Source organism: Enterococcus sp. M-BR2, from assembly GCF_056612775.1.
On the sequence record NZ_CM152743.1, the window covers coordinates 206,916 to 224,053 of the forward strand.

At 39.6% G+C, this 17,138-nt stretch carries 14 protein-coding genes and 1 pseudogene; 7 read left to right on the plus strand and 8 right to left on the minus strand.

Going from position 1 to position 17,138, the window contains the following annotated elements:
• Positions 1-300: 300 nt before the first annotated feature.
• Positions 301-1,053, minus strand: a complete 753-nt coding sequence (locus AC1F25_RS00975; protein WP_002308394.1) for an exodeoxyribonuclease III — start codon at positions 1,051-1,053, stop codon at positions 301-303.
• Between the two features lie 112 nt (positions 1,054-1,165).
• Between AC1F25_RS00975 and AC1F25_RS00980 the strand changes: the two genes are divergently transcribed.
• The 6 genes and pseudogenes from AC1F25_RS00980 (at position 1,166) to AC1F25_RS01005 (ending at position 9,195) form a co-directional block, all read left to right on the plus strand.
• Positions 1,166-2,086: a Gfo/Idh/MocA family protein gene (locus AC1F25_RS00980; RefSeq protein WP_002313435.1), complete on the plus strand. Its 921-nt coding sequence runs from the start codon at positions 1,166-1,168 to the stop codon at positions 2,084-2,086.
• Between the two features lie 72 nt (positions 2,087-2,158).
• On the plus strand, positions 2,159-3,094 hold the full coding sequence (gene murB / locus AC1F25_RS00985; protein ID WP_002308397.1) for a UDP-N-acetylmuramate dehydrogenase: 936 nt from the start codon (positions 2,159-2,161) through the stop codon (positions 3,092-3,094).
• A gap of 296 nt (positions 3,095-3,390) precedes the next feature.
• Complete coding sequence (locus AC1F25_RS00990) at positions 3,391-4,869, plus strand: helix-turn-helix domain-containing protein (RefSeq protein WP_065772901.1); 1,479 nt, start codon at positions 3,391-3,393, stop codon at positions 4,867-4,869.
• Between the two features lie 119 nt (positions 4,870-4,988).
• Complete coding sequence (locus AC1F25_RS00995) at positions 4,989-6,179, plus strand: IS256 family transposase (RefSeq protein ID WP_104841766.1); 1,191 nt, start codon at positions 4,989-4,991, stop codon at positions 6,177-6,179.
• A 298-nt stretch (positions 6,180-6,477) separates the two neighbouring features.
• Positions 6,478-8,543, plus strand: a pseudogene (locus AC1F25_RS01000) (bacterial Ig-like domain-containing protein).
• 82 nt (positions 8,544-8,625) lie between these two features.
• Positions 8,626-9,195 (plus strand): GNAT family N-acetyltransferase, encoded by a 570-nt coding sequence (locus tag AC1F25_RS01005; RefSeq protein ID WP_142975965.1) that lies wholly within the window; start codon positions 8,626-8,628, stop codon positions 9,193-9,195.
• Positions 9,196-9,369: 174 nt separating this feature from the next.
• On the opposite strand, the gene AC1F25_RS01010 is transcribed toward AC1F25_RS01005, so the two are convergent.
• Positions 9,370-10,176 carry a DUF2238 domain-containing protein gene (locus AC1F25_RS01010; RefSeq protein ID WP_002340928.1) on the minus strand — a complete coding sequence of 269 codons (807 nt, stop codon included), beginning with the start codon at positions 10,174-10,176 and terminating at the stop codon, positions 9,370-9,372.
• A gap of 138 nt (positions 10,177-10,314) precedes the next feature.
• Here AC1F25_RS01010 and AC1F25_RS01015 point away from each other — a divergent pair, with 138 nt between their 5' ends.
• The gene (locus tag AC1F25_RS01015; protein WP_479994176.1) at positions 10,315-11,829 is read left to right on the plus strand and encodes a flavocytochrome c; all 1,515 of its coding nucleotides are present in this window, start codon (positions 10,315-10,317) and stop codon (positions 11,827-11,829) included.
• Positions 11,830-12,357: 528 nt separating this feature from the next.
• On the opposite strand, the gene AC1F25_RS01020 is transcribed toward AC1F25_RS01015, so the two are convergent.
• The 6 genes from AC1F25_RS01020 to AC1F25_RS01045 form a co-directional block, all read right to left on the minus strand.
• Entirely contained in the window at positions 12,358-13,341 is a 984-nt protein-coding gene (locus AC1F25_RS01020; RefSeq protein WP_070703589.1) for an NAD(P)H-quinone oxidoreductase, read from the minus strand.
• Between the two features lie 4 nt (positions 13,342-13,345).
• Positions 13,346-13,993 carry an SDR family oxidoreductase gene (locus AC1F25_RS01025; RefSeq protein ID WP_002334895.1) on the minus strand — a complete coding sequence of 216 codons (648 nt, stop codon included), beginning with the start codon at positions 13,991-13,993 and terminating at the stop codon, positions 13,346-13,348.
• Between the two features lie 84 nt (positions 13,994-14,077).
• On the minus strand, positions 14,078-14,710 hold the full coding sequence (locus AC1F25_RS01030) for an ECF transporter S component (protein ID WP_081185985.1): 633 nt from the start codon (positions 14,708-14,710) through the stop codon (positions 14,078-14,080).
• Positions 14,711-14,726: 16 nt separating this feature from the next.
• Positions 14,727-15,278: a phosphopantothenoylcysteine decarboxylase gene (gene coaC, locus AC1F25_RS01035; RefSeq protein ID WP_002334894.1), complete on the minus strand. Its 552-nt coding sequence runs from the start codon at positions 15,276-15,278 to the stop codon at positions 14,727-14,729.
• The gene (locus AC1F25_RS01040) at positions 15,275-16,012 is read right to left on the minus strand and encodes a phosphopantothenate--cysteine ligase (RefSeq protein WP_002334893.1); all 738 of its coding nucleotides are present in this window, start codon (positions 16,010-16,012) and stop codon (positions 15,275-15,277) included. Before AC1F25_RS01040 ends, coaC begins: the two co-directional genes overlap by 4 nt.
• A complete protein-coding gene (locus tag AC1F25_RS01045; protein ID WP_002334892.1) occupies positions 16,009-16,998 on the minus strand; it encodes an oxidoreductase in 990 nt (329 codons plus the stop codon). Before AC1F25_RS01045 ends, AC1F25_RS01040 begins: the two co-directional genes overlap by 4 nt.
• Positions 16,999-17,138 lie beyond the last annotated feature (140 nt).

A 17,138-nucleotide genomic window follows, 5' to 3' on the forward strand; every position in this document is an offset into this window, starting at 1 on the left:
ATTTTGCCGTTTGTTTCTCTAATACACAGATCAGGACGCCGATTTCGCAACCTCTTGATAAACGGTGTTCTCCTGCCAACTCCTCAGTCACAAGTCACAATATCCAACAAACATGAGAAGCTGTTTTTTGAAATTGCTCCTTGTGCCTCAGAGTTAAACGGCAGGCTCACAACCTCTCAATAAATGGTGTTCAAAAGCTTGCATCTGCGGTAATAAGCCCAACCAAAAGAAAAATAGGAGGAGCTATTTTTGTTTGGCTGTTCTTATTACTTGATGCAGGACAGCTTTTTCACAACCTCTTTATTTCAAATCTAATTCTACTGGACAATGGTCACTGCCCATAATGTCCGTATGGATCTTTGCATCAGCCAGTCTTGGCGCTAAATCTTTGCTCGTCAAAAAGTAATCGATCCGCCAACCAGCATTGTTTTTTCTTGAATTGAATCGGTAATTCCACCAAGAGTAAACACCTTCTTGGGTTGGATAAAAATAACGAAATGTATCGATAAACCCGTTATCCAACAGTCGAGAAAGAGCCGCTCTTTCTTCTGGAGTGAATCCAGCATTTTTTTGATTTGTTTTCCAGTTTTTCAAATCGATCGTTTGATGCGCGACGTTTAGATCCCCGCAAACGATGACTGGTTTTTGTTTCTTTAAATTTTCTAGATAATTATAAAAGGCTTCTTCCCATTCTAATCGGTAATCTAAACGTTTCAATTCACTTTGAGAATTTGGCGTATAACAAGTTACAAGAAAGAAATCGGAATATTCCAAAGTGATCAGACGGCCTTCTGTGTCGTGGATATCGATACCCATTCCGTAAGTGGCATTCAATGCAGGTTCTTTAGCAAAAATGGCTGTACCAGAATAGCCTTTTCGTTCTGCATAATTCCAATATTGATAATAACCAGGAAGATCTAAATCGATCTGTCCTGCTTGGAGCTTTGTTTCCTGCAAACAGAAAAAATCGGCGTCTAACTCATGAAAAACTTCTAAAAAATTTTTATTTACGATGGCACGAAGCCCGTTCACGTTCCAAGAGATAAATTTCAATAAAAACACACTCCTTCGAATTAAATTCCTTACCTTTGCGATACTATTGTACCTCATTTTAGTAAAAAATGGTGTAAGATGAAAGTAACTAAATGATCCAGGAGGAAAGTCGATGAAGATTGGTGTAATCGGTGTAGGGAATATTGCAGAAAAAGCATATTTACCAACCTATGCGAAAAAACAAGGAACAGTTGATTTTTATTTTGCAACACGAAATAAAGAAACAAAAGAAAGAATCCAAAAAGAATATGGGTTCCAACATCTATATGAAACGATCGATGAGCTTTTAGAAGAAAAAATCGAGGCATGCATGATTCACGCAGCAACAAAAGTACATTATGAGCTAGCAAAAAGATGTCTAGAAAATGGTATCCATGTTTATATTGACAAACCGTTGAGTGTCCATCTAAACGAAGTGCGTGAATTGCAAGAATTGGCTGATAAGAACCAAGTGATCTTGATGGTCGGTTTTAACCGACGCTTTGCTCCTATGGTAGAAGAATTGAAACGTATCCCAGAGAAGCGGCTGATCCAACTGCAAAAAAATCGAATAGCGGCAAAAGAGACGACAGAATTCGTCCTTTATGATTTATTTTTACATCTCATTGATACAGCGGTGTATTTATTGGATGAACCCATTTTGAGAACAAAATATCAGATAAGAGAAACAAAGGAATATTTGGAATATGCCATTTTACAATTAGAAACACAAAATCAAACGGCTCTATTAACGATGGATCTAGCAAGTGGTGCTAATACAGAAAAATATCAAGTAACAAGTAAGAATGGTACTTATGAAGTAAGCGACCTGACCCAGCTTGTCATTCAAGATGCTGATGGAAAAAAGGTGAAAGAATTTGGCGACTGGACGAACACGCTAGTCAAACGCGGGTTTGAGCCAATGGTAGAGGCCTTCTTATCTCAGATACGTTCAGGTAAACCGGAAGCAGAACTGCTTAAGCAGCAAGAAGTTGTAAGAAGTCATGAATTATGCGAGGAAGTGCTTAAAGAGCACTACCGTCATCAACTTTGAACAAGACTGGCAAGATTGTATTAAGCGTGATAGAATAATGGGGACGTTTGAGAAAAGAAAGGAAAATCCTCAGTGAATAAAGAAGAAATAGTTGAAAGCTTAGCCACGATCACTTTATTGTTTGATGAACCATTGATGAACTATACGTTTACGAAAACAGGCGGACCAGCTGATGTCCTTGCATTCCCGAAAAAGCAAGAAGAAGTAAAGCAAATCATCGATTATTGCCGAATCCATGATATACCTTGGATGGTACTAGGAAACGCAAGCAATCTGATCGTTCAAGATGGTGGGATCCGTGGTGTAGTCATCATGCTGACTGAAATGAAACAGATTCATGTCAAAGGAACGATGGTCATTGCGGAAGCAGGTGCCTCACTGATTGATACGACTTATGCAGCTTTGGCCGAATCATTGACTGGATTTGAATTTGCTTGCGGCATCCCGGGAAGTGTCGGTGGAGCGGTTTATATGAATGCAGGTGCGTATGGCGGAGAGATCAAAGATGTTTTTGCTGAAGTGGATCTTTTGCTTGAAGATGGAACATTGAAAACTTTGACAAAAGAAGAAATGGTATTTTCTTATCGTCACAGTAAAATCCAAGAGCTACGTGCTATCGTATTGGAAGCTAGATTCAGTTTGCAAACAGGGGATTATGAAGCAATCAAAGCACGAATGGATGAGTTGACAGAATTGCGTCAATCCAAACAGCCATTAGAATACCCTTCATGCGGCAGTGTCTTTAAGCGCCCAGTAGGACATTATACGGGTCAGCTAATCCAGCAAGCAGGATTGCAAGGTCTGAAATGGGGCGGTGCACAAATCTCTGAAAAACATGCAGGATTCATCGTCAATATCGATCATGCGACAGCGACAGATTATATTGAATTGATTGCGCACATCCAAGAAGTGATCAAAGAAAAATTTGATGTGTCTTTAGAAACAGAAGTGCGGATCATTGGAGAGAAACAAGCACTATCAGAAACAAGCAGAAGTTTAGCGAATTAATAAGTAATTGCACTTAAAATAAGTAAAAGAGCAGGACGGAGGACGCCCTGCTCTTTTTGTGGTTGTTTACGCAAATGGTGCAAATCTTGTACATTTTAACACAATAAAACAAAAAATATAGAATATTTTCCCGTAAATTTTTCCATTTTTTGTAATATTCTCAAAAAAAGATAAAAAATGTGAATAACTGATGAAAAAACAGGTGTAATCCATCATAAAATCAGTATAGGTGAAAAGATGAACTTTCATCTGCATATCAAGTGATTGGTATGAGGCATTTTTTTGAGGTGTAGGATATGAAGTTGGATTACCTTATCGAAGAGGAAGATAGAGAAAAACTGCTGTTAGCCAGATATTTAGAATTTGAGAAAAAGAATTACGTCGTGTTGTCTAAGTTATATGAAACATTAGGTTTATCTAAATTTAAAACAAGAAATTATATCATAGAATTAAATAAAGAATTTTCTGAATTCAAATCAAAGCCAGAGATCCAAATCTCAGAAGAAGGAGAGATTCATGTTGAACGGCTAAATTTGACGGATATCAAAAATTTAAGAAGAATCTACTTTCAACGATCAAAAATTGCTCGACTGTTAACGGAGATCGTGGATTCAAAAGTAACAATTGAAAAATTTGCAGAGAACCATTTTTTAAGCATATCAAGAGCTTATGTAAAAAGAAGAGAATTAGTCTCTTTTCTTGAACAGCATCAAATAAAGTTAAAGAAAAACATATTAGTTGGGGAAGAAATAAACATACGGAACGTATTATTTGGGGTATATTTTGGGGTCTTTAATGGTTTTTCTATGCCATTTAGAGAAAGCGTCATGAATGAAGCAAAAAGTATCGTGCAATATTTTGAATATCTGTTCAATTTAAAGTTGTCTGCCACAAAGCGAATCAAATTCAATTTGCTAACTACTGTTAGTTTGTTGAGGATTTATGGAAATCAACCAATAGGAAAACGTTTCTTTTCAGATGAATACTTTAAGAGCTCAGAAGGAATGAAGATTATTAAGGATTTATCGCATATTTCTTTTCTACATATCCCTAAAGAGCAGATTATTGATGAGATTTCTTATATCATGTTATTTTTGATTACGGAAGAAGAATTTGAATTAGATGGTGCGTTTGGACTTGCAGAAGCTCATTTCCATGATATCCATATGATTAGTCAAAAAATGTCAGTGGAATTGATTGATCAATTACCATTTTCAACTGAAGTTTCTGAAGAAGAAAGACTCCATATACGAAAAGAACTTCGTATGGGGATGATGCATGTCAATCGGAAAAATTGGATATTCGACTTTGAGATGACTAGTTTTACGTCTAAAAAGCAGTTGCAGTTTTTCTTCGAAACGTATCCAATATTCAGTACAGCGATCCAAAATGTCATACAAGATAATAAACACTATTTCTTGGAAAAAGATGAACGTTTCATGATTCGCTTATTTTATGATTATCTTTTTTTATTGGTCGGTATTTGTCCAGTCTCTTATTTTGAATCACCAATCCATGTCTGTATTGATTTTTCTCAAGGATCTGCCTATACCGCTTATATTATTTCTCAAGTGAAGGGATTTAAAAATTACAATATTGTGATTGAAAGTCGAATCACTTCCCGTACGGATATTTATTTATCTGATTGTTTGCTTGAAAAATTCAACAAAGAGCAGATAATATGGAAAAATCCGCCGACACCAGATGACTGGGAATATTTTGGGAATATCATTATCAGAGAAAAAAATAGACATTTAACTGAAAAAATCAGCTAATATTTATGGATGACAACTTTGTCTTAGAGAGTATAAAATATTTTGTGTAAATAGAAAAAAGGAAGTCCCTTCTGTAGAATAAAGTTACCACACCCATTCACAGAAAAGAGGACTTCCCTATGAACGATTTTACTACAGAACTCCTGCAGACTCTAGCCACCAAAGGTGATTTGAACGAGTTATTCCGCTCCCATCTGGAGCTGGCCGTAAACACGCTACTGCGGACGGAGCTGACGGCCTTCCTGGATTACGAGAAGTACGACCGGATTGGGTTCCACTCCGGCAATTCCCGTAATGGCACCTATGACCGGACGGTCAAGACCGAGTACGGGGAGCTCCACCTCGAAATCCCGCGCGACCGCAACGGCGAGTTCAAGCAACAGACCGTTCCCGCCTACAAGCGCACGAACGATACGCTGGAGGAGACCATCATCCACCTCTTCCGGAAGGGCGTGACCATGTCGGAGATTGCGGACCTGATCGAGAAGATGTATGGGCACCACTACACGCCCCAGACCTTGTCCAACATGACGAAAATCTTCTCCGAGGAGGTGGCCGCCTTCAAGGAACGCGCCCTCCATGACCGCTATGTCGCCATCTACCTGGACGCCACCTACATCCCGCTGAAGCGGAAAACCGTCGCCAAGGAGGCGATTCACATCGCGGTCGGCATCCGCCCGGATGGCGCAAAGGAGGTCTTGGCGTATGCCATCGCCCCCAACGAGTCCACGGTCATCTGGAATGAGATTCTGGAGGACCTCGTGGCCCGCGGCGTGAAGGATGTCCTCCTGTTCGTGACCGATGGCCTGAAGGGGATGGCGGACACGATCCATCAGGTTTTCCCGAAGGCTGCCTACCAGCACTGCTGCGTGCACGTCTCCCGGAACATCGCCAGTAAGGTGCGTGTGTCCGACCGGAAGGAAATCTGTGACGACTTCAAGGCGCTCTACCAAGCCGATTCGAAGGAAGCAGCCCTGGAAGCACGTGATGCGTTCGCAGCGAAGTGGCGGGCCAGCTACCCGAAGGTAGCCCAGTCCATCCTGGAGAATGACCACCTGCTCACCTTCTACGACTTCCCGGCCGCAATCCGGCGGAGCCTCTACTCCACCAACCTGATTGAGTCCTTCAATAAGCAGGTCAAGAAGTACAGCCGGCGCAAGGAACAGTTCCAGAACGAGGAGTCCATGGACCGCTTCCTGGTCTCCCTCTTCGAAAACTACAACCAGAAGTTCCTGGATCGCAGCCATCGCGGGTTCCAGCAGGCGGAAGGAGAACTGCTCGGGCTGTTCGAGAAACTGGCGAATAATTAGAAAAATTTCTGCAGCAGGGAATTTCATTTACACAAAATTATTGACGCTCCCTTGTCTTACCTATTTATTAGCTGATTTATGTTTTTTTTCAAAGAAAAGATGACTAGATATCGAGAGATATTGCTTGACAAAATTAAAAAGTACATAAGTTATTATTACGATTTTCTTTAAATAATAAAAAATCAAGAAAAATACTGTCCCAATTGACCATCTTTTTTTGATTTTATCTATATAATAAAATCATCTTATGAAAATTACTACTTCATGCTGAGGCAAGAGTAGGGAGGACTAAGAATAAATGTGTTCAAAAAGACAACCTAAAAAACTAAATAAACACGCTTGCCGTTTAGACAAAGAACGATCGTGTTCTGAAAACCGCTATGTCAAATTTGTGATGCGTACGATGTTGATCAGCTTATCTGTAGGTGTCTATATGAATGTACCCGTTCAGGCAACGGCACAAACCATCAAAATCGTACGTACATCTGTCTCTGAGACGACTGATTCCCCTATTACTATTACCCATACTTTCACTGATGTAAGTGGAACACAGCTGCTTCCTTCTTTGAATTCCTATAATAAAGTCAGTTATCCTCCAACGATAAACCACTATTGGTTAATTCCTAACAAAACATTATGGACATCAGAAACTGGAAGCAGCGTGCCGCTTTCTGTCTTTTCCGGTATGACTGATCCAACAAAAGGTGATCAGCTAAAACAGATCATTGATAGTTTAAATCATGCTTTGACAGGTGTGAAGGACGGTGGAAGTGCACAAGTCTCTTATGTATATAGAAAAGATTATTCACAGTTCAAAGGCAAGGAAATCAACGTTCTGGCAGGGACAAAAATTTCGATATCGGATCTGGTAGAAAGCTTGAGGAATGCAGATGGAACACAAGGAGATATGTCCAAAGTAATTTCAAACAATGGGAATATCATAGACACGACAAATACAGGAGTATCTACTATTGACTTGTCTTATTTTGATCCAATTGCTTTAAAAACAATGACTGCATCTGCTGTGATTCATGTTCATGTTGATCAAACAGCTATCAAAGGAAAAGATCTTCATCTAATAACAGGAGAGAATTACGACCCTAAATCTCTTATCGAATATGTAACAAAAAGCGATGGAACTTCAGGGAATAAAGAAGAAATCAAAATGAGCGGGACAGTAGATTCTACCACACCGGGAGAATATCCCGTCGTATTAACTTATGCAGACCCTCTTACATCAAAAATGGTGGAAACAACAGCTGTCGTTTATGTAGAAGCACCTGCTGTTTCATCGACTGTCATCACTCATTTTATTGATCGTCAAACGAATAAAGAACTGCAAGCAGAAACACGCATAAGTAGTGTAGAACTTATTCCAGATTTACAACTCCCTGCTGAATTTTCTGATCGAGTGCCGAATGTAGATTTGTCGACTTATGAACAAGACGGAAAAGTCACTTCTATTTCTGACTGGATGCAAACAAACGGATTAGACAGAAACAGTAACTGGTCGGTGATTCTTGAAGCTATTCACTCAAAACTGATGAATAATAGGAAGCAATCAGGAGAGGAAATTACCTTCACTTATGTTTATGTACCGGATAATAGTTCATTAGAAGGTCATGTTGTTATTGCTCAGCCAAATGAAAAAATAAGTAAAGAAGAGTTGATCAAATCCGCAACAAACTCCTTAGGTAAACCCGTACCGTCAAAGGATGTAGAGGTCACAATCAACGGAGAACCATTGGAGGATGGTTATTTGACCAAACAAACAGGCGATTTTACGATTATGTATAGTTATCATGACCCGTATTCACTCCAAGAACTCCGTGCTCAGTCGCTATTACATGTTTTACCATTAAATAAACAGATAAACCAAAAAGAACAAAAAAGACAAGAAGAAAGCTTGCCAGAAAAAAAACAACAAATGGCTCATGCAGTTTCTCCAACAGGGAAAGTAAAACAAATAAGAAGCCTAGAACCAGTAAGAATATCTATAAAAAGCTCAGAATCTAACAAAACGATAGGGCAAGAAGATCCTTTGGTCCCACAAGTTTCTGAATCGGAAAATGAAATGTTAGAGTCTAAAATAGAACAACAACAATCAGAAAAAGAAATTGTTACTAAACAGTCGGAAGATCAAAATGAATCAGATGACCACAAGGAAACGAAGAAAAAACGCTTGTCAACTATTGATTCCACCAATGAGCATCTGCAGCCGCAAGTACCGCTTCCTAGTCCGGGAACACCCGCACTGGTGGAGACGTCCCTTCTTCTTCCGTTTTAGGGGATGTCATGCGAGGTATGGCAGGAACATGGGTATACGCTAATCGAAATGAATTTGACGCAGATGACTGGTTCTGATTCATCCCCCTATCTGCTATAGTCAAATAAGTAGCTGAGTTATCTGTTATTTGGCATAATGGATACGAGGAGGGATAGAAAAATGTTAGATAAAACGTTGCCTTACGCAGAAATCTGGATGACAAGACCACTTCAACTGCCTGTGCCAATGACGCCTTTAGCGGAAGGCTTTAAATTTCGAACCTATCAAAAAGGGGACGAATCTGCTTGGTCAGAGATTGAAACTTCCGTTGGGGAATTTCAAACGACAGGTGAAGCACTTGAGTATTTTCAAAAAAACTTTGCTCCTTATCCTGAAGAACTTGAAAGAAGGATGTTTTTTGTAGAGACAAAAAATGGAGAAAAAGTAGCAACCTGTACCGCTTGGCGAAAGAAATCAAGAGAGGGAGTGTATCCGGTTTTTCATTGGTTGGCAGTTAAACCAGTTTACCAAGGAAAAGGGCTCGCAAAAGCATTGACTGCTAAAGTCTTACAAGAATTTCCTACTCTCCATACGGATGGACCAATCTATCTTCACACCCAGACATGGAGCCATCAGGCGATTGCTCTTTATAAAAAAATGGGTTTTTCTTTTATTGCTGAAAATCTAGATGGCACACCTAATCCAGACTATGAAAAAGTTATGCAGGTTTTAAGTAAATTAGATAAATAAAAAAATGGTGAAATCAGCTCACAATATTAGAAGAAAAACGGAAAAGTAGTTCTTTCTATCTTACTGTTTTTGAATTCATCCTGTTGGCTAGCTGATGATACGCTATTTATTCGAAAAAGAAGAGGTCGTGACAAAAGTCTTGTCACTGCCTCTTCTCTTATTTCTTTAGTATGTTTATCGTTTGATTTTCTTGGGAATAAAATTCTTGATGAAAGTAAATTTTTGGTAATCATTTCGACTATAAAGGTAACCAAATATACTGAAAACGACTGCTCCAATAAAATTAACAAATAAATCCTTCATAGTATCCATGATTCCCACATCTAAATAACCATTTTGGATGATTATTTTATCTGTTTTACCGTCTGCATTCTGACTTTCAATGATTGTCCGAGTGATATCAGGAACATGATAGACAGTGTTTCCGTCTTTGCTTAACTCCACACTATTGATTTGCTGGACGATCGTATCTTTTTGCATATCGAATTGTAGCAATTTATCTGCTGAAAATTCAACAAACTCCCACATAACACCGACTGTCATCGAAAAACAAAAGGAAACGACTGCTAATAACAAAGGAGTCAAGTTCATCGTTTTTGTATTTTTATTGAGCAAATAAACAAGTGAAAAACCGACACCCCCAGCTAAAAATCCGCTGAATGCATGTAGAAAAGTATCCCACATTGAAAAATAGCCATAAAAATCGCTTAATTCTCCTAAAACCGTTGAACTGAAAATAAAAGATAACAATATGATTTCTAACATATTTGGAATCTGTATCTTTAATATCTTTTCCAGGAAATAAGGAATTTCAAATAAAATCAGTGTCAATAATAAAAGCATCGTATTTCCCCAATGTTGGTTCCAAATCTGATCAGCCAACATAATAACAACGATGATACGTAATAAAATATAGATTCCATTTGTGATTCTGCCAGCAGTTTTTGTACTGTTCGTAAAAAAGGTTTTCAAATGATTCATAAAATAACTCCTTCATGTATATCCTTAATTATACTAAGAAGCGTGCGATTACCAAAACTATATGTCTTAAATAAAAACAGAGTTGATATTGTGAAAAAAAACACTTAATATAAGCATAAGGAGAAAAGGGGGATAAATATGACAAAATTAGTTGTTGGTTTATTAACGGCGGTTTCGCTTCTTGCCATGAGTGCATGTGGCGCAGATCAGAAAAATACAGCACAGACAAGTTCTAGTACGAAGGAATCTGCCGAAGTGTCATCAGGTGCTTCTGAACAAGCATATACTGATCCAAAAGAAATGAAAGAATCTTATGATATCGTAATCGTGGGAGCTGGCGGTGCAGGGATGGCAGCCGCTATTGAAGCAAAAGATGCTGGCTTGAACCCAGTGATTTTCGAAAAGATGCCTGTTGCCGGAGGAAATACGTCTAAATCATCAAGCGGAATGAACGCTTCTGAAACCAAATTCCAAAAAGAAGAGGGAATCGAAGACTCAAATGAGGCATTCTATGAAGAAACGCTAAAAGGTGGCGGAGGAACAAATGATAAAGAAATGCTTCGTTACTTTGTCGATCACTCTGCTGATGCAATCGATTGGTTGGATCAAAATGGAATCAAACTAGATAATTTAACGATCACTGGAGGGATGAGTGAGAAGAGGACGCATCGTCCATCTGATGGCTCGGCTATCGGTGGATATTTAGTGGATGGATTATTGAACAGCGTCCATGAGCGAAAAATACCGATTTTTGTCAACACAGATGTGACAGACATTAAGAAAAATGGCGAAACAGTCAATGAAGTGACTGTACATGTCCAAGGAGAAGAACCAAAAGAGATCACCGGTAAAGCAATCGTCGTCACTACAGGCGGTTTTGGTGCGAGCAAAGAATTTATTGAAAGATATCGTCCCGATTTAGCTGATTATATTACGACAAATCAAGAAGGATCAACTGGAGATGGTATTACCATGATCGAAAAGTTAGGCGGACAAACCGTTGACATGGATAAAATACAAATTCATCCAACCGTGCAACAGGATGAGGGAATCTTGATCGGTGAAGTGGTTCGCGGAGAAGGAGCAATCTTGGTGAATCAAGAAGGCAAAAGATTTGTGAATGAAATGGATACAAGGGATAAAGTATCTGCAGCCATCACAGCGTTGCCTGAAAAATCAGCGTATTTGATTTTTGATCAAGGCGTGCGTGATCGTGCCACTGCTATTGAATTTTATGACCAAAAAGGATATGTCACAACTGGAAAAACAATGGAAGAATTAGCAGAAAAAATTGATTTGCCAAAAGAAACATTAGCAAAAACAATTGATGGATGGAATGCGGATGTTGCGGAGAAAAAAGATGCTCAATTCAATCGTGCCACAGCCATGGAACATGATCTATCGTCTCCAAATTATTATGCAATCAAAATCGCGCCAGGGATCCATTATACGATGGGTGGTGTGAAAATCAATACGAATACCGAAGTATTGGATAAAGAAAATCAGCCAATCAGCGGGTTGTATGCTGCCGGAGAAGTCACAGGTGGCTTACATGGAGACAATCGAATCGGTGGAAACTCAGTTGCAGAAATCATTATTTTTGGGCGACAAGCGGGCATACAAGCAGCTCGGTTTGCTTCTGAAAATGAATGAAATAGAACGTAAATAAAAAGAGGTTGTGAAATCAGCGTTTTGACCTGAGTATTAGAGAAACAAACGAAAAAATAGTTCCACATATTTTGCCGTTTGTTGAGCGAATACCGAGGGTCAGCTGATTGAACACCGTTTAAGAAAGAGGTCGTGAGCCTGCCGTTCAGCTCCGAGTCACAAGGAACAATTTCAAAAAACAGCTCCTCATGTTTATTGAATATTGTGACTTGTGACCGAGGAGTTGGCAGTAGAACACCGTTTAGTGAAGAGGTTGTGAAAAAGCTGCACTGCATCAAGTAATAAGAACAGCCAAGTAAAAACAGCTTCTTATGTTTTTAACTTGGTTGGACTTATTACCGCAGATGCAAGCTTTTGAACACCGTTTGTTCGGAAAAAGAGCGTGGGACAAAAGTAAAGAACACTTTTGTCCCACGCTCTAAACACGTATAAACGGCGGAAGCAGAAGCAACTCCTTCTTATTTCTTGGAGTTAAACGCTTCTGTCCCAGTCTCTTTTTTGATCAGCATGGTTTTATTCAGCTATCTTCAAAATGATTTTTCCGATGTTTTTGTTTGCTTCCATATATTCATGCGCTTGTTTGACTTCGCTGAATTGGAATGTACGGTCAATGATTGGCCGAATCTTGCCATTTTCTAGAAAAGGTCCCGCTTTTTCCATAAAAGTTTGTGCGAGCTCTGCTTTATACTGATCACTTCTAGGTGTCAATAATGTACCAAGAAGTTGGACGCGTTTCCCAATCAATACACCAAGGTCTATCTCAGACACAATGGTTCCGCCAAGCATACCAATCAAGACCCAGCGGCCATCAACGGCTATAGAAGCTAAGTTCTTTTCCCAGTAAGAAGCGCCGATGAAATCCAAGATAACATCGACTCCTCGACCATCAGTGATCTTTCTTACCTCTTCTTGAAAATCTTGTTTTTTATAGTTGATCAATTCATCTGCACCAAGTTCTTTACAAAAGGCGAGCTTTTCTTCTGATCCTGCAGTAACGATGATTTTCGCGTGAGAAAGTTGTCTAGCTAATTGGATCGCTGCTGTTCCAACACCACTTGCTCCTGCGTGGATCAAAACAGTTTCGCCTTCTTGTAATTTTCCAAGCCAATAAAGTGTTTGATAAGCAGTCAGAAAAACTTCTGAGATTCCAGCAGCAGAAACATAATCTAACGTATCAGGGAGAAGGATTGCTCGATCGGCAGGCATCACAGCATATTCAGCATAACCACCTAGATTGACTAATCCGTACACTTTTGTCCCAGGAGTAAAAGTGGAGATATCACTTTTATTCTCAACTACCTCTCCAGCTACTTCGACACCCAAAATAGGGTAGGGAGGTTTTAAAGAGACTGATTCTCTTTTCATGATATCTGTTCGATTGACCGCTGCTGTATGGACTTTGATCAATAATTCGCCTTGTTTTGGTTCAGGAACAGGCACTTCTATTTGTTCTAATACATCTACAGAACCAGGATGCTTGATTGAAATGGCACGCATGGATCTATTCCTCCTTTGCCCATTCTTGGAATGCTGTATTCAACTCTTTGCTACCTTCAGAAAGTACTAGAGTCGTACGGGAAATATCCGTTTCTTCCACAAGAGCGGCAAGTACAGCAGCAACTGTAGAACGAGAAATCGTTTTGGCTGCTTTTTCATTAGGCTTAGTCAATTGAATGGAGGTGACTTCTTCATCGTTCGTCAATGTGACTGGTTGAAGAATGACAAAATCTAAGTTAGTTCGTTTCAGCCATTCATCTGCATAATGTTTAGTAATATAATAATCTGTCATGGACTCAGGCCATTTTGCTGGTTCATCTGCATAAACAGCACTGACCATCAGATAACGAGAGACATGCGCATTTTCAGCTGCGATAACTGTTTTGATTGCACCATCCAAGTCTACTTGCAGAAGATTCTTTCCTTGAGAACCGGCAGCAAAAATCAATACATCGATACCTTTGAATGCTTCAGCCATTTTTTCCACGGACCAAGTCAAATCAAAAGAGACATACGAAACATTCTCTTTTTTCACTAATGTCTGGGAAGCGACATCTCTTACCCCAGCAAAAATTTCGTGGGGACTTGAAGCTAGATCTTTTATCAGGTGTCGGCCAATCTGTCCGTTTGCACCTACAACAAAAATTTTCATTTGGATCATCCTTTCGACGTCAAATCTTACTATTTAATAGTAACACCAAAAGAGAAAAAAATCAGACATCGGCTACGATGACTATCAGTGATGAAGAGAAGGGCGCTTGAAGTATCTTAACAAGACATTGCATACTGCTGCAGTCGCAAGACCAGCGACGATTCCTTCAGGTACGCCACTTGTAAAAATAACTGCAAGAATAGCTGAATAAACAGCATTTAAATTTGTCCCGATGACTTTGGCGTAATCTTGCTGGAATAAAAAGTAGATCATATTCATCACTAAAATCGTATTGGTCAATGAGCCGGCAAGTCCTGCTAAGAATAAAGAGACGGTATCTGCTTTTTGTTTCATCAGTTTGCGCAGACCATTATAAACGAAATAAGGAACAACACCAATCAAGATCCGAGGGATAAACGCGATCAACAAGGCTTTCCAGCTTCCATGTTCAGTTCCGATGACTGGGATGAACGGAGAAAAGACAAAAGACAAAGGTGTTTGGATAACCGTACTTCGAATCATACTGATCAGTCCAAATGTACCGCCAAGTAAAGCACCTAGTCTTGGTCCTAAAACGATCGAAGCAATGATTACAGGTATATGCATGGTTGTTGCATTTATTGGGCCAATAGGAATAAACCCTAGAGGCGTAACAGCTAATAAAATCAAAATAGCTAAAAACATCGCAGTCAAAGTAAAATTTTTTGTATTTTTCATAAGTACTCCTTTTTCACTAAGCATTTCTTTCGTTAAGAGTCAGCATGACCTGTTCGATGATCGTCTGAATATCAGCTAAAGCACCTTTTCCAAAATCTCCGCAAGCTAAAAGAGATTCTTTTGGTTCGATTTCCTGATAGCCGACAGATCTCAATGTTTCCAGATTACGCTGAGTGATCGGGTTTTGATACATATTCGTGTTCATGGCAGGGGCAATCAGTTTTGGTGTTCCCTCCGGAAGCGCCATTGCGACTGTTGAAAGGAGATCGTCTGCAATGCCGTTTGCTAGCTTGCCGATAATGTTTGCTGTAGCAGGTGCGATGAGAAACAAGTCAGCTTGTTTGGCTAGTTCGATATGATTGATCACCTGTGGATTTGATTCTTGCATGACATCTGTATGGACTGCTCGCTTCGACAGAGATTGCAAGGTTAATGGCGTGATAAAATGTGTGCTGCTTTGAGACATAATCACATCTACTTGGACACCTGATTTGACAAATTGACATGTAAGATCGGCGCTTTTGTAAGCAGAAATACTTCCGGTAACGCCTAATAAGATCTTTTTCATTTTGATTCCTCCAATCTAATTTTATCAGTAATCAATGCAGCAATCTCAGATTTGCTTTGTGCTTCTTCCACTGTCCCATCTTTAGATAAGAGATAGCCGTGGTGTGTCTCGCCATGGATTTCTGTCAAATCATTTGCGAAAATAAAATCAGTTTTGTTATTTATCAGACTGTTTTTGGCGACTGTAAGAAGTGATTCCTTTGGTACATCTACTAATAGTTTGAAACCAATGATTTTCGCTTTCGGCTGCCATTCACGCAGATAAGAAATGATTTTTGGCGTTTTCTTCAAAACGAGCACAAGATGCTCAGTGTCAGAAGAGATTTTTGAAGCAGAGTTCTTTGTTTGTTCATTTTCTGCAAACCAATTGGCCAGTTCTTCTTGCGTTGAAGAAGCGGGTAGTTTTTTTGCCAACTGTTCTTCTGAAAAACTAAAAGCAGGAGTAAAATCACTGACTGCCATACTGTGGATAATTGCATCATAGTGTTCTTTTTTTGAGAGTGCTTCTAATTGCAAAAACAAGTCTTGGGCAGACTCAATCGTATAGATCGTTATATTGGAACGTCTTTCCGGTTTCAGTGCTTGTCTCGTAGTCACGTAATCGACTGTGGTATCTGGGTTGGCAGCTAAGTGATCAGCTAAAGCTTGTCCTAATCGTCCTGTCGAATGATTCGTAATAGCACGTACCTGATCGATTTTTTCAGTTGTCCCTCCAGCTGTGATCAGAACCTTCATTTTTGGTCACCTACATTTACCAGTGTTCTTCCTTGATGCGTCCCAGCAAGTAGTTTAGTTGCTGTTTCAGGCAACTGCTCCAGAGTAACTTCTTGGGCAACTAAGTCATCTGCTATCTGCAAATCTGCCATCTGTTGCCATAAAGAAGGACGTTGTTCAATAGGTACATTGACAGAATCGATGCCAATCAATTGGATGTTTCGCAGAATAAAAGGCAAAACGGTCGTGTTTAGTTTGATTCCCCCTGCATTGCCGCATAAAGCTGCTACACCGTTATAAGAGATCAATGGAAGAAGACTACTTAGTTGCTCACCACCTACTGTGTCGATGACAGCATCGATTTGCTGTTTTCCTAAAGCTTTTGTTGTTTCTGGCAGAAATTCATCAGGACGTACGACTTGAGAAGCACCTAAACTTTTTAGCCATGTGACAGACTCTTCTTTTCTGGAAAAAGCAATGATTGACTGGAATCCGTGTTTATGTAACAGGGCGACAGCTACACTGCCTACACCGCCAGAAGCACCAGTAACGACAATTTTTTTATTGGAGGTTATGCCTTGACGGATTAAAGCGTTCACACACAACATAGCAGTAAACCCTGCTGTACCAAAAATCATCGCTTGACGCAGTGTCATATTTTTCGGTAGAGGGACTAACCAGTCTCCTGGTACTTTTTGGTATTGGCTGTAACCGCCTGGATAGGTGACACCAAGCCCAAAACCAGTAGCAAGTACAAGATCTCCTTCTGAAAAACTTGAATCTTTACTTTGGACGACAGTTCCGGATAAATCAATCCCTGGAGTCATCGGATAGGTTCGTATCACCTGACCAGACTCGCTCATTGCCAATGCATCTTTATAATTGACATCAGAATAGGCAATTTTTACCAAGACTTCATTTTCAGCCAATTCAGTAAATGGCAGATCACTGATTGCTGTATGGAAAACAGGTTCATTTATTACCTGAAAAGATCGAAAAGCGTTCATTCGTGAGACACTCCTTTTAAAAATTTTCTTTTATCATACCACAAAGCCTACTTTTTTATTCTGGTTCTTCCTTAAATTTAGACAAAAATTAGGTGAAAGAGGCAGAAAAAAGAAAGAATCGAATAAGTAGAAATGATTCG